This window comes from Streptomyces sp. NBC_01232 (assembly GCF_035989885.1).
Classification (GTDB): Bacteria; Actinomycetota; Actinomycetes; order Streptomycetales; family Streptomycetaceae; genus Streptomyces.
In genome coordinates, this window is record NZ_CP108518.1 from 5840386 (window position 1) to 5859284 (window position 18899).

General features: G+C 71.1%; 20 protein-coding genes and 1 pseudogene. 16 read left to right on the plus strand and 5 right to left on the minus strand.

Annotation, left to right across the window (positions count from 1 at the left end; genetic code table 11):
- Positions 1–155: 155 nt before the first annotated feature.
- Entirely contained in the window at positions 156–872 is a 717-nt protein-coding gene (ndgR, locus tag OG444_RS27170; RefSeq protein WP_007266782.1) for an IclR family transcriptional regulator NdgR, read from the minus strand.
- A 184-nt stretch (positions 873–1056) separates the two neighbouring features.
- Here ndgR and leuC point away from each other — a divergent pair, with 184 nt between their 5' ends.
- From leuC to OG444_RS27190, 4 genes are all read left to right on the plus strand, one after another.
- Positions 1057–2481 carry a 3-isopropylmalate dehydratase large subunit gene (gene leuC, locus OG444_RS27175; RefSeq protein ID WP_327264628.1) on the plus strand — a complete coding sequence of 475 codons (1425 nt, stop codon included), beginning with the start codon at positions 1057–1059 and terminating at the stop codon, positions 2479–2481.
- Positions 2482–2484: 3 nt separating this feature from the next.
- Positions 2485–3078, plus strand: coding sequence for a 3-isopropylmalate dehydratase small subunit (gene leuD, locus OG444_RS27180; protein ID WP_327264629.1), 594 nt, complete (start codon positions 2485–2487; stop codon positions 3076–3078).
- A 137-nt stretch (positions 3079–3215) separates the two neighbouring features.
- Positions 3216–3443, plus strand: coding sequence for a hypothetical protein (locus OG444_RS27185; RefSeq protein ID WP_030009267.1), 228 nt, complete (start codon positions 3216–3218; stop codon positions 3441–3443).
- Between the two features lie 144 nt (positions 3444–3587).
- Positions 3588–4268 (plus strand): HU family DNA-binding protein, encoded by a 681-nt coding sequence (locus OG444_RS27190; protein ID WP_327264630.1) that lies wholly within the window; start codon positions 3588–3590, stop codon positions 4266–4268.
- Between the two features lie 290 nt (positions 4269–4558).
- Here the strand turns inward: OG444_RS27190 and cofC are convergent.
- Positions 4559–5158 (minus strand): annotated as a pseudogene (gene cofC, locus OG444_RS27195) (2-phospho-L-lactate guanylyltransferase); the annotation flags it as partial.
- 241 nt (positions 5159–5399) lie between these two features.
- Here cofC and OG444_RS27200 point away from each other — a divergent pair.
- Genes OG444_RS27200 through OG444_RS27210 form a run of 3 tightly spaced genes read left to right on the plus strand, consistent with a single transcriptional unit; the run spans position 5400 to position 8356 of the window.
- Positions 5400–6152, plus strand: coding sequence for a lysophospholipid acyltransferase family protein (locus tag OG444_RS27200; protein ID WP_327264631.1), 753 nt, complete (start codon positions 5400–5402; stop codon positions 6150–6152).
- Positions 6149–7159 carry an NAD(P)H-dependent glycerol-3-phosphate dehydrogenase gene (locus OG444_RS27205; protein ID WP_327264632.1) on the plus strand — a complete coding sequence of 337 codons (1011 nt, stop codon included), beginning with the start codon at positions 6149–6151 and terminating at the stop codon, positions 7157–7159. Before OG444_RS27200 ends, OG444_RS27205 begins: the two co-directional genes overlap by 4 nt.
- A 39-nt stretch (positions 7160–7198) precedes the next feature.
- Positions 7199–8356, plus strand: coding sequence for a D-alanine--D-alanine ligase family protein (locus OG444_RS27210; protein WP_327264633.1), 1158 nt, complete (start codon positions 7199–7201; stop codon positions 8354–8356).
- Between the two features lie 88 nt (positions 8357–8444).
- Here the strand turns inward: OG444_RS27210 and OG444_RS27215 are convergent, their stop codons facing one another.
- Both OG444_RS27215 and OG444_RS27220 read right to left on the minus strand, forming a co-directional pair.
- The gene (locus OG444_RS27215; protein ID WP_327266949.1) at positions 8445–8954 is read right to left on the minus strand and encodes a DUF3515 domain-containing protein; all 510 of its coding nucleotides are present in this window, start codon (positions 8952–8954) and stop codon (positions 8445–8447) included.
- Between the two features lie 23 nt (positions 8955–8977).
- Entirely contained in the window at positions 8978–9211 is a 234-nt protein-coding gene (locus OG444_RS27220; protein ID WP_030028650.1) for an Lrp/AsnC family transcriptional regulator, read from the minus strand.
- 245 nt (positions 9212–9456) lie between these two features.
- Here OG444_RS27220 and OG444_RS27225 point away from each other — a divergent pair, with 245 nt between their 5' ends.
- Both OG444_RS27225 and thiD read left to right on the plus strand, forming a co-directional pair.
- Positions 9457–10440: a thiamine-phosphate kinase gene (locus OG444_RS27225; RefSeq protein ID WP_327264634.1), complete on the plus strand. Its 984-nt coding sequence runs from the start codon at positions 9457–9459 to the stop codon at positions 10438–10440.
- Positions 10437–11237, plus strand: a complete 801-nt coding sequence (thiD, locus tag OG444_RS27230) for a bifunctional hydroxymethylpyrimidine kinase/phosphomethylpyrimidine kinase (RefSeq protein WP_327264635.1) — start codon at positions 10437–10439, stop codon at positions 11235–11237. The genes OG444_RS27225 and thiD overlap by 4 nt, the downstream gene beginning before the upstream one ends.
- Before the next feature lie 88 nt (positions 11238–11325).
- On the opposite strand, the gene rpmB is transcribed toward thiD, so the two are convergent.
- Positions 11326–11511 (minus strand): 50S ribosomal protein L28, encoded by a 186-nt coding sequence (gene rpmB, locus OG444_RS27235; RefSeq protein WP_007266795.1) that lies wholly within the window; start codon positions 11509–11511, stop codon positions 11326–11328.
- Positions 11512–11667: 156 nt separating this feature from the next.
- Here rpmB and OG444_RS27240 point away from each other — a divergent pair, with 156 nt between their 5' ends.
- The 7 genes from OG444_RS27240 (at position 11668) to rpmF (ending at position 18882) form a co-directional block, all read left to right on the plus strand.
- Positions 11668–13404 (plus strand): DAK2 domain-containing protein, encoded by a 1737-nt coding sequence (locus OG444_RS27240; RefSeq protein WP_327264636.1) that lies wholly within the window; start codon positions 11668–11670, stop codon positions 13402–13404.
- Positions 13405–13430: 26 nt separating this feature from the next.
- The gene (gene recG / locus OG444_RS27245; protein WP_327264637.1) at positions 13431–15623 is read left to right on the plus strand and encodes an ATP-dependent DNA helicase RecG; all 2193 of its coding nucleotides are present in this window, start codon (positions 13431–13433) and stop codon (positions 15621–15623) included.
- 74 nt (positions 15624–15697) lie between these two features.
- A complete protein-coding gene (gene rsmD, locus OG444_RS27250) occupies positions 15698–16276 on the plus strand; it encodes a 16S rRNA (guanine(966)-N(2))-methyltransferase RsmD (protein ID WP_327264638.1) in 579 nt (192 codons plus the stop codon).
- Between the two features lie 14 nt (positions 16277–16290).
- On the plus strand, positions 16291–16770 hold the full coding sequence (gene coaD, locus OG444_RS27255; protein WP_327266950.1) for a pantetheine-phosphate adenylyltransferase: 480 nt from the start codon (positions 16291–16293) through the stop codon (positions 16768–16770).
- A 103-nt stretch (positions 16771–16873) separates the two neighbouring features.
- On the plus strand, positions 16874–17926 hold the full coding sequence (locus OG444_RS27260; RefSeq protein ID WP_327264639.1) for a DivIVA domain-containing protein: 1053 nt from the start codon (positions 16874–16876) through the stop codon (positions 17924–17926).
- Between the two features lie 69 nt (positions 17927–17995).
- A complete protein-coding gene (locus OG444_RS27265) occupies positions 17996–18706 on the plus strand; it encodes a YceD family protein (RefSeq protein ID WP_405790778.1) in 711 nt (236 codons plus the stop codon).
- A gap of 2 nt (positions 18707–18708) precedes the next feature.
- Complete coding sequence (gene rpmF, locus OG444_RS27270; RefSeq protein WP_003965982.1) at positions 18709–18882, plus strand: 50S ribosomal protein L32; 174 nt, start codon at positions 18709–18711, stop codon at positions 18880–18882.
- Positions 18883–18899: the final 17 nt, after the last annotated feature.

Consider the following 18899-nt stretch of genomic DNA (forward strand, 5'->3'; position numbering starts at 1 on the left):
CGAAGAGGCCCTCCGCGTTCATCGCGGAGGGCCTCTTCGCGTTGTACCGGCGTCGCGCCGGCGCGGAGACAAGTACGGGCCCGGAGGCGCGTGTTAGGACGTGTGCGGCGTCGTACGCGCCCCCGGACCCGGGGGTGAACAGATGGAGTGGGGCGTCAGCCGGAGCGGCGCAGCGCCTCCGTGAGCCGTGCGGCCGCGTCGATGACGGCCTGGGCGTGCATCCGCCCGGGGTGGCGGGTCAGCCGCTCGATCGGTCCGGAGACCGATACGGAGGCCACCACGCGGTTCGAGGGCCCGCGCACCGGCGCCGAGACGGAGGCCACACCGGGCTCCCGCTCGCCGATCGACTGCGCCCAGCCGCGGCGCCGTACGCCCGAGAGGGCCGTCGCCGTGAAGCGCGCGCCCTGAAGACCGCGGTGGAGCCGCTCGGGCTCCTCCCAGGCCATCAGGATCTGCGCTGCCGAACCGGCCTTCATCGGGAGCGTCGAGCCCACCGGGACGGTGTCCCGAAGGCCCGAAAGCCGCTCCGCGGCCGCCACGCAGATGCGCATGTCTCCCTGACGGCGGTAGAGCTGCGCGCTCTCTCCCGTCACGTCACGGAGGTGGGTGAGTACCGGTCCCGCCGTGGCCAGCAGACGGTCCTCGCCGGCCGCGGCGGCGAGCTCCGCCAGCCGCGGTCCGAGTATGAACCGGCCCTGCATGTCCCTCGCCACCATCCGGTGGTGTTCCAGTGCCACGGCAAGGCGATGTGCCGTGGGTCGTGCGAGCCCTGTCGCCGCGACCAGCCCGGCGAGGGTGGCCGGACCGGACTCCAGTGCGCTCAGTACCAGAGCTGCCTTGTCGAGAACGCCGACGCCGCTAGAGTTGTCCATGAAACGATATTCGCGTCTCACACTGTGAAACGCAAGTTCAATTTTTCCAAGAACCAGCGAGTCTGTATGTGCGGGTCCACGAACCACTGGGTCCGAGCCGTCGTCCGGGACGTGGGGTACGGACGATGCGGCGCACGAGATCTCTATGAAGCGCCGGCACAACCGGCCGGCCGGAGGGAAAGCGATGGGTAGGACACTCGCGGAGAAGGTCTGGGACGACCATGTCGTCCGGCGCGCCGAAGGCGAGCCCGACCTCCTCTTCATCGATCTGCACCTGCTGCACGAGGTGACCAGCCCGCAGGCCTTCGAAGGTCTGCGTCAGGCCGGCCGCAAGGTCCGACGCCTCGACCTCACCATCGCGACCGAGGACCACAACACCCCCACCCTCGACATCGACAAGCCGATCGCCGACCCGGTCTCCCGCGCCCAGCTGGAGACGCTGCGGGCGAACTGCGCCGAGTTCGGCGTCCGCCTGCACTCGCTGGGCGACGTCGAGCAGGGCGTCGTCCACGTCGTGGGACCGCAGCTGGGCCTGACCCAGCCCGGCACCACCGTGGTCTGCGGCGACTCGCACACCTCCACGCACGGCGCCTTCGGCGCGCTGGCCTTCGGCATCGGCACGAGCCAGGTCGAGCACGTACTGGCCACCCAGACCCTGCCGCTGGCCCGCCCGAAGACGATGGCCATCACCGTCACCGGCGAGCTGGCCGAGGGCGTCACGGCCAAGGACCTGATCCTGGCCATCATCGCCAAGATCGGCACCGGCGGCGGCCAGGGCTACATCCTGGAGTACCGGGGCGAGGCCGTCGAGAAGCTGTCGATGGAAGCCCGCATGACCATCTGCAACATGTCGATCGAGGCCGGTGCCCGTGCGGGCATGATCGCCCCCGACCGGACCACCTTCGACTACCTGCAGGGACGCGACCACGCCCCCACGGGCGAGGACTGGGACGCCGCGGTCGCCTACTGGCAGACCCTGCGCACCGACGACGACGCGGTCTTCGACGCCGAGGTTGTCATCGACGCCACCACGCTGTCCCCGTTCGTCACCTGGGGCACCAACCCGGGCCAGGGCGCGCCGCTGTCGGCCAACGTCCCCGACCCGGCTTCGTACGAGGACGCTTCGGAGCGCCACGCCGCCGAAAAGGCCCTGGAGTACATGGGGTTGACCGCCGGGCAGCCGCTGCGCGACATCAAGGTCGACACCGTCTTCGTAGGTTCCTGCACCAACGGCCGCATCGAGGACCTGCGCGCCGTCGCCGGCATCATCGAGGGCCGCAAAGTCGCCGACGGCGTACGGATGCTGGTCGTCCCGGGTTCGGTCCGCGTCGCCCTGCAGGCCGTGGAAGAGGGCCTGGACAAGGTCTTCAAGGAAGCCGGCGCCGAATGGCGGCACGCGGGCTGTTCGATGTGCCTGGGCATGAACCCCGACCAACTGGCGCCCGGTGAACGCTCCGCGTCCACCTCCAACCGCAACTTCGAGGGCCGGCAGGGCAAGGGCGGACGCACCCACCTGGTCTCCCCGCAGGTGGCCGCCGCCACCGCGGTACTGGGCCATCTGGCCTCGCCCGCCGACCTGTCCGACGCCCACGCGACCGCCGGAGTCTGAACCATGGAAGCCTTCACCACCCACACCGGCCGGGCCGTCCCGCTGCGCCGCAGCAACGTCGACACCGACCAGATCATCCCGGCCCACTGGCTGAAGAAGATCACCCGCGACGGGTTCGAGGACGGGCTCTTCGAGGCCTGGCGCAAGGACCCGGAGTTCGTCACGAACCGTCCGGAGCGCGCCGGCGCGACCGTCCTGGTCGCCGGCCCCGACTTCGGTACCGGCTCCTCGCGCGAGCACGCCGTCTGGGCCCTGCAGAACTTCGGCTTCAAGACGGTCATCTCCTCCCGCTTTGCCGACATCTTCCGCGGAAACTCCCTGAAGAACGGTCTGCTGACCGTCGTCCTCCCGCAGGAGACCGTCGAGCGACTGTGGAAGCTGACCGAGGCCGACCCGACCGCCGAGATCACGGTCGACCTGGTCGACCGCCAGGTGCGAGCGGAAGGCGTCGTCGCGGAGTTCGAACTCGACGACAACGCCCGCTGGCGTCTGCTGGAGGGCCTGGACGACATCTCGCTCACCCTTCAGAACGAAGCGGACATCGCTACGTACGAAAGCGCCCGCCCGGCCTTCAAGCCGCGCACGATTCAGGTCTGATTCCAGCCTGATCAGCGCTTATTCACCCTCGGGTGATCACATCGACAACACTGTGCCCCCCGCCCTCCGGCGGGGGGCACAGCCGTTTGTTGAGGCCCCGTGAGGCGACAACTCGCCCCAGATGGCACAATCTGTGCATGGAACGCGACAGTCAACTCGAGCTCTACGAACTCGTCGCGGACCGGCTGAAAGAAGCACACACACGGGTGCGCTCACTGCAAGTCCCGGAGGGCGTAAGGATGGCGCTGTCCCGGAAGCTGTTGGTCGTCACGGCCGCGGCGAAGCATGATCTCGCCGATGCGGCAAGGCGCCTGGACAGGTTGATGAAGGACCTCGACGAGGGTCGATTCCCTGAAGGCGACTGATGCGAAGGAACTCCGTAACGGACTACAGCGTTGCGGCACTAGGGTGATTAGCCCGTTTCGTGTTTGATTTGCGGTATATATCCGCCTAACGTGCGAAATAAGCTTGAACACATTCGTTCTGGCGAAGTCTCCGAAGGGGAAGACGTGAACAAGGCGCAGCTCGTAGAAGCGATTGCCGACAAGCTGGGCGGCCGCCAGCAGGCCGCGGATGCTGTCGACGCGGTACTGGACGCGATCGTCCGCGCTACCGTCGCGGGCGACCGGGTCTCGGTCACGGGCTTCGGCTCGTTCGAGAAGGTCGACCGTCCGGCCCGTTACGCCCGCAACCCGCAGACGGGAGAGCGCGTCCGGGTCAAGAAGACCTCTGTCCCCCGTTTCCGCGCCGGTCAGGGCTTCAAGGACCTGGTCAGCGGCACCAAGAAGCTGCCCAAGGGCGGTGAGGTGTCCGTGAAGAAGGCGCCCAAGGGCAGCCTCACGGGTGGCGCCTCCGCGACGGTCAAGAAGGCCGTGGCGAAGAAGGCCACCACCGCCAAGAAGGCCGCGGCAAAGACCGCGGTCGCAAAGAAGGTCACGGCCAAGAAGACCACCGCGACCGCCAAGAAGGCCGCGGTCAAGAGCACCGCCACGGCGAAGAAGGCCACCGCCACCGCCAAGAAGGCCACCACGGCGGCCAAGAAGACCACCGCCGCCGCGAAGAAGGCCACCCCCGCGGCGAAGAAGACCGCGCCGGCGGCCAAGAAGGTCACCGCAGCGACGAAGGCGCCCGCCAAGAAGACGGCGACGCGCAAGGCCACCGCGAAGAAGACCACCGCCCGCAAGAAGTAGGGGCACGCGTCACACAGGCCGGGCCGGCTTTCCCCGTGCGGGGGAGCCGGCCCGCGGTGCGTCCGGCCGCCGCCGGCCGTTCCTCAGAAGGTCTGCAGCGTCACCAGGGTGATCCGCAGGCTCGCGCCCGCGCCGTCCGTCTCGATCCGCACCCGCTGCCCGGGGCGCAGCAGCCGCAGGCCGCCCGCGTCGAAGGCCGGGGCCTCGAAGGGCACCGGAGTGCCGTCGTCCAGCAGCACACTGCCGCTGCGGGTCTCGGAGTCGTACGTGTACGCGGTCGCCTGCATACGGGCACTGTATCGGGCGGTGTGACGCCCCACTCCGAGGGTGAGCGCGGTCCGCAGATCCGCCGCCGTGTCCACGTCCCGGCGCACGCTGTCGACGCCCGCGAGAACGATTTCCACCGCTCCGGAGGCCGAATGCCTGGCCCGTGACCGACCGCCGAAGGAAGGGGTCAATTCCACGTCCGGCGCGGCGGAAAGCAGGGTCGTCCCGATTCCGGCGGCATCCGCCAGAAATGCCCGCGGAAATACCGACGCGTTTTCGAGCACGCGTTGCAATTCCGGAGGCCGCAACGCGGGCAGGTCCGCGTTCAGCGCCGCCACCGGTGCGCCGGGCCGCCCCCGCCGCACCGCCCGCGCCCCGTGGGCCAGGGCCGCGTTGAGCCCGGCCGCCGGGGCGTCCGGGACGATCCGCGCCCCGAGCCGCGCCAGTTCCGCACCGGCCGTGGCGTCGTCCGTGACGACCACCACATCCTCGACCGCGGCGCAGGCCAGGGCGCCTGCGACGGTGTCCTGCGCGAAGGCCAGGGCGAGGCCCGGACGAGAGGCGCCCACGGCCCTCGCGAGGCGGCTCTTCGCCACCGCCAGAGGCTTCAGTGGGACCACCAGACTCCAGACGGCTTTCGTGACGGACCCCTTCCCTCCGGTGCGCTCCGGCGCGTCCCCGGGCCATGGTCGGGTCACGGCCGGGTCATGTGTCGGCCCATTGTCGCCCCCGCCCAGGCGGCCCGGGAGTCCGGTGGCGTGAGCGGGGCGTACGGTGTTCTCGACAGAGACCGGGCGTGGGGTGACACTTGTCCGGCCCACGAGGTGCCCAAGCCGCGCACCGGTCCTAGAGGAAGGTGTCCGAGTGTCCCGCCGCAGAATCGGCTTCTGGTACCGCCTGGCGGCGGTCATCGCAAAACCGCCGCTGGTAGTGCTCTTCAAGCGGGACTGGCGGGGAATCGAGCACATTCCGGCCGAGGGCGGCTTTATCACCGCCGTCAATCACAACTCCTATCTGGACCCGCTCTCGTACGCGCACTTCCAGTACAACACCGGCCGGGTGCCGCGATTGCTCGCCAAGGCCGCCCTCTTCAAGGTCCCCATTGTCGGGTCGATCCTGCGCGGATCCGGGCAGATCCCCGTCTACCGGGAGAGCACCAACGCCCTGGACGCATTCCGGGCCGCGGTTGACGCCATCGAGAGCGGCGAATGCGTGGCCTTTTACCCGGAGGGCACCCTCACCCGCGACCCCGACATGTGGCCGATGGCCGGCAAGACCGGCGCCGCCCGCGTGGCGCTGATGACGCGGGCGCCCGTCATTCCGGTGGCCCAGTGGGGCGCGAACCTCGCGATGCCGCCCTACGCCAAGGAGAACAAGGTCCGGCTCTTCCCGCGCAAGACCCTCCAGGTGCTCGCCGGACCGCCGGTGGACCTCTCCGCCTTCTACGACCGGGAACCCACCCCGGAGATCCTGCGGGAGGTCACCGAGGTCATCATGGCGGCCATCACCGCGCTGCTGGAGGAGGTGCGCGGCGAGACCGCGCCCGAGCAGCCGTACGACCATCGCAACGCCAGGGCGGAACAGCGGCGCAAGGCCGCAGGGGAGGGCAACAAGTGACACGTCCCGTGAAGGCGACCGTCTTCGGAACAGGCTCCTGGGGCACGGCCTTCGCCATCGTGCTCGCCGACGCCGGCTGCGAGGTGACGCTGTGGGGCCGCCGCCAGGAGGTGGTCGACGCCATCAACACCGGCCGGACCAACCCGGACTACTTCCCCGGCGTCGAACTCCCCGGGAACCTGCGGGCCACCACCGACCCGGCCGAGGCCGCGGCCGGCGCCGACTTCACGGTCCTCGCCGTCCCGTCCCAGACCCTGCGCGACAACCTCGCCGCGTGGTCGCCCCTGCTGGCCCCCGACACCGTGCTCGTGTCCCTGATGAAGGGCATCGAACTCGGCACCGCCAAGCGGATGAGCGAGGTCATCGAGGAGGTGGCCAAGGTCCCCGCCGAGCGGATCGCCGTGGTCACGGGCCCCAACCTGGCCGCCGAGATCGCCGCGCGCCAGCCCGCCGCCTCCGTCGTCGCCTGCGTGGACGAGGGCGTGGCCCAGCGCCTCCAGGCCGCCTGCCACACCCCGTACTTCCGCCCGTACACGAGCACCGACGTCATCGGCTGCGAGCTCGGCGGCGCCGTCAAGAACGTCATCGGCCTCGCCGTCGGCATCGCGGACGGCATGGGCCTGGGCGACAACACCAAGGGCTCGCTCATCACCCGCGGCCTCGCCGAAGCCACCCGCCTCGGCGTGGCGATGGGGGCCGACCCGCTCACCTTCTCCGGGCTCGCCGGCCTCGGCGACCTGGTCGCCACCTGCTCCTCGCCGCTCTCCCGGAACCACACCTTCGGCACCAACCTGGGCCGCGGGATGACCCTCGAGGAGACCATCGCGGTCACCAGGCAGACCGCCGAGGGAGTCAAGTCCTGCCAGTCGGTGGCCGATCTGGCCCGCCGCCACGGGGTGGACATGCCCATCACCGACACCGTGGTCGACATCGTCCACCACGGCAAGCCGACCCTGGTCGCGCTCAAGGAACTGATGGGACGCAGCGCCAAACCGGAACGTCGCTGACTCCATTCCGCACGTCTGAGCGGGTACTCTCGTGGCGATATGAGCAGCGAGAACCTCCCCCAGACCCCTGAGCAGCAGGGCCGCAAGCCCCGCGTGGCCGTCGTGTTCGGCGGCCGCAGCTCGGAACACGCCATCTCGGTCGTCACGGCGGGCGCCGTGCTGCGCTCCATCGACCGCTCCAAGTACGAGGTGCTGCCCATCGGCATCACCACGGACGGCCGATGGGCGCTGACCGCCGACGAGCCCGAGCGGATGGCCATTGCCGACCGCAAGCTCCCCAGCGTCGAGGAGCTCGCCGACTCCGAGGACGGCGCCGTCGTGCTCTCGGTCGACCCGGCCAGCCGCCAGGTCGTCTACACCGAACCGGGCGCCGTCCCCAAGGCCCTGGGCGAGGTGGACGTCGTCTTCCCCGTCCTGCACGGCCCGTACGGCGAGGACGGCACCCTCCAGGGCCTCCTGGAGCTCTCCGGCATCCCGTACGTCGGTTCCGGCGTCCTCGCCTCGGCCGTCGGCCAGGACAAGGACTACATGAAGCGGGTGTTCACGTCCTTCGGGCTGAGCGTCGGCCCGTACGTGACCATCCGCCCCCGCGAGTGGGACGCCGACCGGGACGCCGCCCGCGGCCGGATCCTGGACTTCGCGGCCGAACACGGCTGGCCGCTGTTCGTGAAGCCCGCCCGGGCCGGCTCCTCCATCGGCATCACCAAGGTCGACGACGCCTCGGGCCTGGACGCCGCCGTCAAGGAGGCCCGGCGCCACGACCCGAAGATCATCGTGGAGGCGCTGCTGCGCGGCCGCGAGATCGAGTGCGGAGTCCTGGAGTTCGAGGACGGGCCGCGCGCGAGCGTCCCCGCCGAGATCCCTCCGGTCTCCAGCCACGACTTCTACGACTTCGAGGCGAAGTACATCGACTCCGCCTCCGGGATCGTGCCCGCCCCGCTCACCCCCGAGCAGACCGCAGAGGTGCAGCGGCTCGCGATCGAGGCCTTCGACGCCGCGTCCTGCGAGGGCCTGGTGCGCGCCGACTTCTTCCTCACCGAGGACGGCACCTTCGTCATCAACGAGATCAACACGATGCCGGGCTTCACGCCGATCTCCATGTACCCGCTGATGTGGCAGAAGACGGGCATCGAGTACCCGGAGCTGGTGGACCGACTGATCCAGGCGGCCCTGCGCCGCTCCACCGGCCTGCGCTGAGCGTCGTCCGCAACGCCCACCGCCCGCCGCCCGCCCCCGAGGGCGTGGCCGGCGGGCGGCGGTGTGCCCGGTACCCCGCGAGGGGTGCTCAGTAGGAGGCGATGCCCTCGGGCACGGTCGCGGAGACCGCCGTGGACAGGCCGACGAGCATCCCCGCGTCCGTGGCATGCTCCTTGTCGACCTGGACCTCCGTGTACGCCAGCCGCAGCCCGGAGGTGAACCGGAATCCCCCGCCGGACGCGGCGTCGCGTTCCTCCAGCAGCCAGGCCACTCCGTTCACATGGACGCCGTCCTGCTTCGGATCGGCCATCTTGGGGGGTTTGGGGATACCGCACCGCAGTACGATCGCCGAGCCGCCCCACGCGGCGGTCAGGTCGGACTCCGGTTCGGTTCTGGTCCGCGCCAGGCCGGCCACCGTCTCCGGAAGCTTCTCGTGCAGTGCCGCACAGAGCTTCGCGACGGCGGCGGGCGGCGTGGGCGGAGGGTCCACCCGGGCCTCGGATCCGCCCGGGGTACACGCCGCGACGGCCATGACGGCCATCGAGGCGGGCAGCGCGGACAGTGCGCGGACAGGGAGGGGCCGGCGGTGGAGTGACATCACCGGCCAAGAGTAGACGGGGGCTACAGATGGACCACCGGGCAGGTCAAGGTGCGGGTGATCCCCTCCACCTGCTGGACCTTGGCGACGACCATGCGGCCGAGCTCGTCCACGGTGTCGGCCTGGGCGCGCACGATCACGTCGTACGGGCCCGTCACGTCCTCGGCCTGGATCACCCCCGGGATCTGGCCAATGGACTCGGCGACGAACGACGCCTTGCCCACTTCGGTCTGGATAAGGATGTACGCCTGTACCACGGAACCTCCAGGGCGGCCACGAGGATCATTTCCCCTAATCTTCGGGTGGACCCCACACGATGGACAGGGCCGGGGGAAGAAGGGACGCCACGGTACCGCGTCGCCGTGCGCCGCGGGGAGACCTGCGGGCCCGGCGCCACGCACAGCGGGGCGTACGGAGAGCAGAAGTTGACGTATCTGTTGACGGTACCCAGAGCTGAGACGGCTCGCGACCGCAAGCGGACTGGGCAAGAAGGGGCACAGCGATGAAGGGCACTGTCGGCGAGCTGGGGGAGTTCGGGCTGATCAGGGAGCTCACCTCACGGCTCACCACCACCCCGGCCGTCCGGCTCGGACCGGGCGACGACGCCGCGGTGGTGTCCGCCCCCGACCGGCGGGTCGTGGCGAGCACCGACATCCTGCTGGAGGGACGGCACTTCCGGCGCGACTGGTCCACGGCCTACGACGTCGGCCGCAAGGCCGCCGCGCAGAACCTCGCCGACATCGCCGCCATGGGCGCGGTGCCGACCGCGCTGCTGCTCGGCCTCGTCGTCCCCGCCGAACTCCCGGTCACCTGGCCCACCGAGCTCATGGACGGGATCCGCGACGAGTGCCAGGTCGCCGGCGCGGCCGTGGTCGGCGGGGACGTCGTCCGCGGTGACGTCATCACCGTCGCCATCACCGCCCTCGGCGACCTGCGCAACCACGAACCCGTCCTGCGCTCCGGCGCCCAGCCCGGCGACGTCGTCGCCGTCACCGGCTGGCTCGGCTGGTCCGCGGCCGGCTTCGCCGTGCTCTCGCGCGGCTTCCGCTCCCCGCGTGCCTTCGTCGAGGCGCACCGGCGACCCGAACCGCCGTACCACGCGGGCCCCGCGGCCGCCGGACTCGGTGCCACCGCCATGACCGACGTCAGCGACGGCCTGATCGCCGACCTCGGGCACATCGCCGATGCCAGCAAGGTACGGATCGACCTGCGCTCGGCGGCCGTCGACATCCCGACCCAGATGCACGACATCGGGCAGGCCGTCGGCGTGGACCCGCTGCAGTGGGTGCTCACCGGGGGAGAGGACCACGCCATCGTGGCGACCTTCCCGCCCGACGTGAAGCTGCCCGCCCGCTGGAAGGTCATCGGCGAGGTGCTCAACCGCTCCGCGCTGCCCCAGGTGACCGTGGACGGCGCGCCCTGGACCAGCACCGGCGGCTGGGACCACTTCGGGGCCGACCCGGCCCCCCAGGACGGCACGCTGTGAGCGCCGCCCCGCCGCTGTGCCTGACCGTCGCCGGATCCGACTCCGGCGGCGGTGCGGGCATCCAGGCCGACCTCAAGACCATGCTGGCGCTCGGTGTGCACGGCATGAGCGTGGTGACCGCCGTGACGGCACAGAACTCGCTCGGGGTACGGGGAGCCTGGGAGCTGCCCGCCGAGGCCGTCACGGCCCAGTACCGGGCCGTCGTGGACGACATCGGCGTCCGGGCCGTGAAGACCGGGATGCTCTCGTCCGCCGTCCTGGTGGAGACCGTCGCCGCGCTGCTGGCCGACACCCGGGCCCCGGCCGTCGTGGACCCCGTCGGGGTCTCCAAGCACGGGGACGCGCTGCTCGCCGACTCGGCGCTGGACGCCGTACGCAAGGAGCTGCTGCCGCGGGCCACCGTGGCCACCCCCAACCTGGACGAGGTGGCCCGGCTCACGGGCGTGGTGGTGGAGAGCGAGGACGACATGCGGCGGGCCGCCGACGCGATCCTCGGTCACGGGCCCCGGTGGGCGCTGATCAAGGGCGGCCACCTCGCGGCGCACGCCCACGAGGCGGTGGACCTGCTCAGCGACGGCACCGAGGAACGGTGGCTGCGCGCCCCCCGGTACGACAACCGGCACACCCACGGCACCGGCTGCACCCTCGCCAGCGCGATCGCGGCGGGCCTGGCCAAGGGACTGCCCGTCCCGGAGGCCGTCACCGCCGCCAAGGAGTACGTCACGGGCGCCATCGCCGCCGGCTTCGCGCTCGGCGGGGGCATCGGCCCGGTGGATCACGCCTGGCAGTGGCGCTGAGCCGCACCGGACAAGGCAAAAGGCCGGTTCACCAGAGGTGAACCGGCCTTTTTGGCAACCGGAAAGGGCTGCGCTACGACGGGAGGCGTCAGCGCGAGACCTTGCCGGCCTTGATGCACGAGGTGCAGGCGTTGAGGCGCTTCGGCGTCCCATTGACCACGGCACGGACGCGCTGGATGTTCGGGTTCCAGCGACGCGAGGTGCGGCGGTGCGAGTGGGAGATGTTGTTGCCGAAGCTCGGCCCCTTGGCGCAAACGTCGCAGTTGGCAGCCACAGGTCACTCCAAGACTTCAGATGCAATTACAGTGAAACCGGCGCACCGGATTCAGAGGTCTGAAGTGGTTTGCCGGGGGAATGGCCCGACTCTCGCCGGGCAACCGGAGCAGCATACAACGACTGCGTCCGTCCAAGAAAACTACCATGGCTGCCGATGCCCCCGCCCCGCGGTCCGGACGTCCGGGCAGTCCTTCGTTACCCTGCGGTGAACCCTGGCCCGCACAAGGAGGAACGCCCGGTGCCGCACGAGCAGCAGCCGCAGTCACCTGACGTGCTCGACGCCGAAGCGGTGCGCACCTGGAGCTCGCTTTCCCTGGCCGCACTGGGCCGGGCCCGCGAGGACATCGACGCGATCAACGTCTACCCGGTCGCCGACGCGGACACCGGAACCAACCTGTACCTCACCGCCGAATCGGCCGACCTCGCGCTGGCCGAGACCTTCGCGAAGGTGACCGAGGGCACAGCACGGACCTCCGTCGACCAGGCCGTACGGGCCTGGGCGCACGGTGCGCTCGTCGGCGCCCGCGGGAACTCCGGGACGATCCTGGCGCAGCTGCTGCGCGGAGTGGCCGACGTACTCGGAGCGCAGCCCGGGGAACCGGTGTCCGGCGGGCTGCTGGCCCGGGCGCTCACCCGGGCCGCGGAGGAGGCGTACGAGGCCGTCGCGCACCCGGTGGAGGGCACCATGCTCACCGTCGCCGGAGCCGCCGCCCGGGCCGGCGAGGCGGTCGCAGCCGCCGCCGGGACCGCGGTCGAGGTGGCCCGCGCCGCCTACGACGGGGCGCGCGCCGCCCTCGCCGAGACCCCCGGGCAGCTCGCCGCGCTGGGCCGGGCCGGGGTGGTCGACGCCGGGGGCTGCGGGCTGGTCGTCGTCTTCGGGGCCCTGTGGCAGGCGCTGTCCGGCCAGGAGCCGGCCGCCGAACCGGTACGCGGCCGGGCCGTGCCCGTACCGCAGACGCCCGAACCCTGTGCGCAGGAGGACGACGGACCCGCGTACGAGGTGATCTACCTGCTGGAGGCCTCCGAGGCGGCGGTCGGCGAACTGCGCGAACGGCTCGACGGGCTCGGCGACTCACTGGTCGTGGTCGGCGGCGACGGGCTGTGGAACGTCCACGTCCACGTCGACGATCCCGGCGCGGCCGTGGAGGCCGGAGTCGTGGCCGGGCGGCCGTACCGCATACGGATCACGCACTTCGGGGACGAACGCCGCCGGGCACGGGGCGAGCGCGCCCAGCGCGCCGTGGTCGCCGTCGTCCCCGGCGAGGGGCTGGCCGGACTGTGCGGGGAGGCGGGCGCGACCACCGTGCTCGTGCGCCCCGGGCAGGCACCCGCCGTCGCCGAACTCCTCGACGCCGTCCGCCGTGCGCACGCCCGCGAGGTGGTGCTCCTGCAGGGCGGCGCCGAGCTGCGCGCCGCCTCGGCCGCGGCGGCCGAACAGGCCCGCGCCGAGGGCGTGCGGGTGGCCGTGATCCCCACCCGCTCCGCTGTGCAGGGCCTGGCCGCCCTCGCCGTGCACGACCCGGAGGGCACCTTCGACGAGGACGTGGTCGCCATGACGGCGGCCGCGGGCGCCACCCGGTACGGGGAACTGGCCGTCGCCGAACGGCAGTCCTTCACCTCGGCCGGCATCTGCCAGGCCGGCGACGTGCTCGGCCTCATCGACGGGGACGTCGCGGTCATCGGCTCGGACCTGACCGAGACCGCCGAGGCCGTCCTGGACCGGATGCTGGGCTCCGGCGGCGAACTCGTCACCCTGGTCCTGGGACCCGACGTGCCGGACGCCGTGGCCGAGCGCCTGGAGGCGTACGTCCAGCACGGGCACCTCGCCGTGGACACCGTCACCTACCACGGCGGCCGGTACTCGGCGCCGCTCCTCATCGGGGTGGAATAGCGGGCTTGTCAGCGCCATGGTGTGCAATGGAACACGTGCCCGCGCTCGACGAAGACCTCAAGAAGACGCTCGGACCTGCCACCGCCAAGGTGCTGGCCGAGCAGCTCGGCCTGCACACGGCCCTGGACCTCCTCCACCACTACCCGAGAAGGTACGCGGAGCGCGGTGAACTGACCTCGCTGGCCGAGCTCGCCGATCAGATCGACGAGCACGTGACCGTCGTCGCGCAGGTCGCCGACGCCCGGATCCTGACCTTCAACGGGGGCCGCGGCAAGCGTCTGGAAGTGACCATCACCGACGGCAGCGGCCGGCTCCAGCTGGTCTTCTTCGGCGCCGGGGTCCACAAGCCGCACAAGGACCTGCTGCCGGGGACGCGCGCCATGTTCGCGGGCAAGGTCGGCATGTTCAACCGCAAGCTCCAGCTCTCCCACCCCGCCTACGAGCCGCTCGGCGCCGACGCCTCCGACCGGGACGCCGCGACCGCCTTCGCCCATCAGCTCATCCCGATCTACCCGGCCTGCGCGAAGCTGGAGTCCTGGAAGATCGCCAAGTGCGTGGACGCGGTGCTGCCCAGCGCCCAGGAGGCCGTGGACCCGCTGCCGCCCGCCCTGCGCGAGGGCCGCGGGCTGGTCCCGCTCACCGAGGCCCTCCTGAAGATCCACCGGCCGGGCACCAAGGCCGACATCGAGGACGCCCGCCAGCGCCTGAAGTGGGACGAGGCCTTCGTCCTCCAGGTCGCCCTGGCCCGCCGCCGCCACGCCGACTCCCAGCTCCCGGCCGTCCCCCGCCGCCCGGTCCCCGGCGGCCTGCTCGACTCGTTCGACGCCAAGCTGCCCTTCACCCTCACCGACGGCCAGCAGAAGGTCTCGAAGGAGATCTTCGACGACCTGGCCACCAGCCACCCCATGCACCGCCTCCTGCAGGGCGAGGTCGGAAGCGGGAAGACGATGGTGGCCCTGCGGGCCATGCTCGCCGTCGTCGACAGCGGCGGGCAGGCGGCCATGCTCGCGCCCACCGAGGTGCTCGCGCAGCAGCACCACCGCTCCATCACCGAGATGATGGGCGAGCTCGCCGAGGGGGGCATGCTCGGCGGCTCCGACCAGGGCACCAAGGTGGTGCTGCTCACCGGCTCCATGGGCGTGCCCGCCCGCCGCAGGGCACTGCTCGACCTGGTCACCGGCGAGGCCGGGATCGTGATCGGCACGCACGCGTTGATCGAGGACAAGGTGCAGTTCCACGACCTCGGCCTGGTGGTCGTGGACGAACAGCACCGCTTCGGGGTGGAGCAGCGCGACGCGCTGCGGTCCAAGGGGAAGCAGCCCCCGCACCTGCTGGTCATGACCGCGACCCCGATCCCGCGCACGGTCGCCATGACCGTCTTCGGCGACCTGGAGACCTCCGTCCTCGACCAGCTGCCGGCCGGACGCTCCCCGATCGCGACGCACGTGGTGCCCTCGAAGGACAAGCCGCACTTCCTCGCACGGGCCTGGGAACGGGTCCGCGAGGAGGTCGAGAAGGGGCACCAGGCGTATGTGGTCTGCCCCCGCATCGGCGACGGGGAGGACGACCCGAAGAAGAAGGCCGCCGAGGACGACGGCGACAGGCGGCCGCCGCTCGCGGTCGTGGAGATCGCCGAGCAGCTCACGCGCGGACCCCTGGCCGGGATGAGCGTCGAGGTGCTGCACGGCCGGATGGACCCCGCCGACAAGGACGACGTCATGCGCCGGTTCGCCGCCGGCGAGGTCAAGGTGCTGGTCGCCACCACCGTCATCGAGGTCGGGGTGAACGTCCCCAACTCCACCGCCATGGTCATCATGGACGCGGACCGGTTCGGCGTCTCCCAGCTCCACCAGCTGCGCGGCCGCGTCGGCCGCGGCTCCGCGCCCGGCCTGTGCCTGCTGGTCAGCGAGATGCACGAGGCCAGCCCCGCCCGGGCCCGGCTGGCCGCCGTCGCCGCCACCCTGGACGGCTTCGAGCTCTCCCGGATCGACCTGGAGCAGCGCCGCGAGGGAGACGTCCTCGGCCAGGCCCAGTCCGGGGTGCGCTCCTCGCTGCGCATGCTCGCCGTCATCGAGGACGAGGAGGTCATCGCCGAGGCACGGGAGGAGGCCACCCGCGTCGTCGCCGAGGACCCCGCCCTGGAGGGCCTGCCGGGCCTGCGGACCGCGCTGGACGCCCTGCTGGACACCGAGCGCGAGCAGTACCTGGAGAAGGGCTGAGCTGCACGACCTATCGTTGGAGTGCCGCGGCAGCGCCGGGGCACTCCACTCACCGCCGCACCGAAGGACCCCAGATGACCCGCGTGATCGCCGGCAGTGCCCGCGGGCGACGGCTGGCCGTGCCCCCCGGCACCGGCACCCGGCCGACCTCGGACCGGATGCGCGAAGGCCTCTTCTCGACCTGGGAGTCGCTGCACGGCGTCGAAGGGGCCCGGGTTCTCGACCTGTACGGCGGCTCCGGCGCCGTCGGCCTGGAATCCCTCTCCCGGGGCGCGGCCCACACCCTGCTCGTCGAGGCCGACGCCAAGGCCGCCAAGGCGATCCGGGACAACATCCGGACCCTGGGCCTGCCCGGGGCGGAGTTCCGCGCCGGCAAGGCCGAGCAGATCGTGGCGGCCCGGGCCGCCGGGGACCCGTACGACATCGTCTTCCTGGACCCGCCGTACGCCGCGGACAGCGCGGACCTGCAGGAGATCCTCCTCACACTCCGGTCCAATGGCTGGATCACGGACGATGCGCTCGTCACCGTGGAGCGCAGCACCAGGAGCGGTGCCTTCCCGTGGCCCGAGGGCTTCGAGCCGCTCCGGTCTCGCAAGTACGGTGAGGGCACCCTGTGGTACGGCCACGCCGCTTTCACCGGCGAAGACTCATGAACGAGGGAGTTCAGTTGCGCCGCGCCGTCTGTCCGGGGTCCTTCGACCCCATCCACAACGGACACCTCGACATCATCGGACGCGCCTCGAGGCTCTACGACGTCGTCCACGTCGCCGTGGGGATCAACGAGACGAAGCAGGGCCTGTTCACCGTCGAGGAGCGGATGGAGCTGATCCGCGAGGCGACGGCCGACTACGGAAACATCCAGGTCGAGGCCTTCCGGGGCCTGCTCGTCGACTTCTGCAAGCAGCGGGACATCCCGGCCATCGTCAAGGGCCTGCGCGCGGTCAGCGATTTCGACTACGAGCTGCAGATGGCCCAGATGAACATGGGCCTGTCGGGCGTCGACACACTGTTCGTCCCGACCATTCCCACCTACAGCTTCCTGTCCTCCTCGCTGGTCAAGGAGGTCGCGACCTGGGGCGGCGACGTCGCCCACCTGCTGCCGGCGCACGTCCACGCGGCGCTCCTGGAGCGGCTGCGCAACCGCTGAGCAACTGACGGGCTGTCAGGCAGTGTCGGGGGCCCGCCCGGTGGCCTTACAGTCGTCCCGTCCGTCTCAGGAACCGCCTGAGGCCGAGAGAGTGCGAGCCCCCATGGACGTGCAGAAGAAGCTCGACGAGATCGTCGCGGCCGTCGGCGGCGCCCGGTCCATGCCCATGTCGGCCTCCTGCGTGATCAACCGCGCCGAGCTGCTCGCGCAGCTCGAGGAGGTGCGCGAGGCGCTGCCCGGCTCGCTCGCGCAGGCCCAGGAGCTCATCGGCGGCCGCGAGCAGATGGTCGAGGAGGCCCGCCGGGAGGCGGAGCGGATCATCGACGCGGCCCACAACCAGCGCGGTTCGCTGATCTCCGACACCGAGATCGCGCGGCGCTCCCAGGCCGAGGCGGACCGGATCCTGGACGAGGCCCGCCGGGAGGCCGAGGAGATCAGGGCCGAGGCCGACGACTACGTCGACAGCAAGCTCGCGAACTTCGAGGTCGTGCTGAGCAAGACCATCGGTTCGGTGGACCGGGGCCGCGAGAAGCTCCTGGGCCGCGGCCCGGGCCTGGACGAGCACGGCTATCCGGACATGGACGCGCCCGAGCGCAGCGATGATCCGCAGACGCAGCGGCAGCAGGCCGACGCCTACGTGGACACCAAACTGGCGACCTTCGAGGCGGTGCTCTCCAAGACCCTGGAGGCCGTGGGCCGCGGCAGGCAGAAGCTCCTGGGCCGGGTCCCCTCGGACGACCTGGGCGTGCACATGGCCGCGCAGGACGCCGCGGGCGGACCGTCCTCCCGCTCGGCGAGCGACTCGGACTTCCTGGCGGGCCTGGCGGAGCCGGAGCCGCTGCACGTGCAGGCGCCCATCCCGGCGCAGCCGGAGCCCGTGTACGACACGTACGCCTACCAGCAGCCGGCGCAGCCCGCCGCCCAGCAGCAGGACGCGTACGCCTACCAGGACCCGTACGGCGGCTACCAGCAGCAGCCGGACCCGTACGCGGCCTACCAGCAGCAGCCCGACCCCTACGCGGCCTACCAGCAGCAGGGCCACCAGCAGGGCCAGCAGCAGGCACAGGCCGGACAGCCCTCGCTCGACGAGACCAGCCTGTTCGACACCAGCATGATCAACCTGGACCAGCTGCGTCAGTACGAACAGGGGCGCTAGGCCCGGATTGGGCACTGGGCGCCGCTGCGGGTATCCTGGCTCTTCGGTCGCGCGTATGCACCGCGATCCATGCTGCCCTGGGGCGGCGGAATTTTTGATCTTCAGCGATCTGTGAAAGCAGGAACGGCCCTGAATACCCGCCTCGACCACCGCAACCCCCTCGTGTTCGACACGCACGAGCTGGGCCGGCGTCCTGGTGCCATGCAGCGGCTGTCCCGTGAGATCGCGGCACCGGCGGACTTCGGTCTCGTCGGCGTCATCGGAGTGCCGGAAGGCGCCCCGGTGAAGCTCAGGCTCCGCCTGGAGTCGGTCATGGAAGGGGTGCTTGTCACAGGCACCGCCCGTGCGTCGGCCGTAGGGGAGTGCGTAAGGTGTCTGGAGTCCGTCGAGCGCGAGCTCAAGGCGGACTTCCAGGAGATGTTCTCGTACCCTGACGCCGACGACCGGAGCCGCTCCAAGGCGGAACCGGCCGACGACGCCGAGGACGACGAGGACACGCTCTACCTCGAGGACGGCTTGTTCGACCTCGAACCCGTGCTGCGGGATGTGGTGGTGCTTGCACTGCCCATGCAGCCGGTGTGCCGGGAGGACTGTCTCGGACTGTGCCCCGATTGCGGGCTCAGCCTGAACGACGACCCGGACCACCACCATGACGCCGTCGACATCCGTTGGGCGGCATTGCAGGGACTCGTCGTGACCGATCAGGACGACGAGAAGGACAACATGAGCGGCACTGCCTCTGACGGAGTTCAGGGCGCCGCCGAGAAGCAGGAGAAGTAGCCGTGGCTGTTCCGAAGCGGAAGATGTCGCGCAGCAACACGCGCCACCGCCGGTCGCAGTGGAAGGCTGCGGTCCCCACCCTGGTTTCGTGCGAGCGTTGCCAGGAGCCGAAGCTCCAGCACATTGCGTGCCCGAGCTGCGGCACCTACAACAAGCGCCAGGTCCTCGAGGTCTGAGCGGCTGGTGAGAGGCG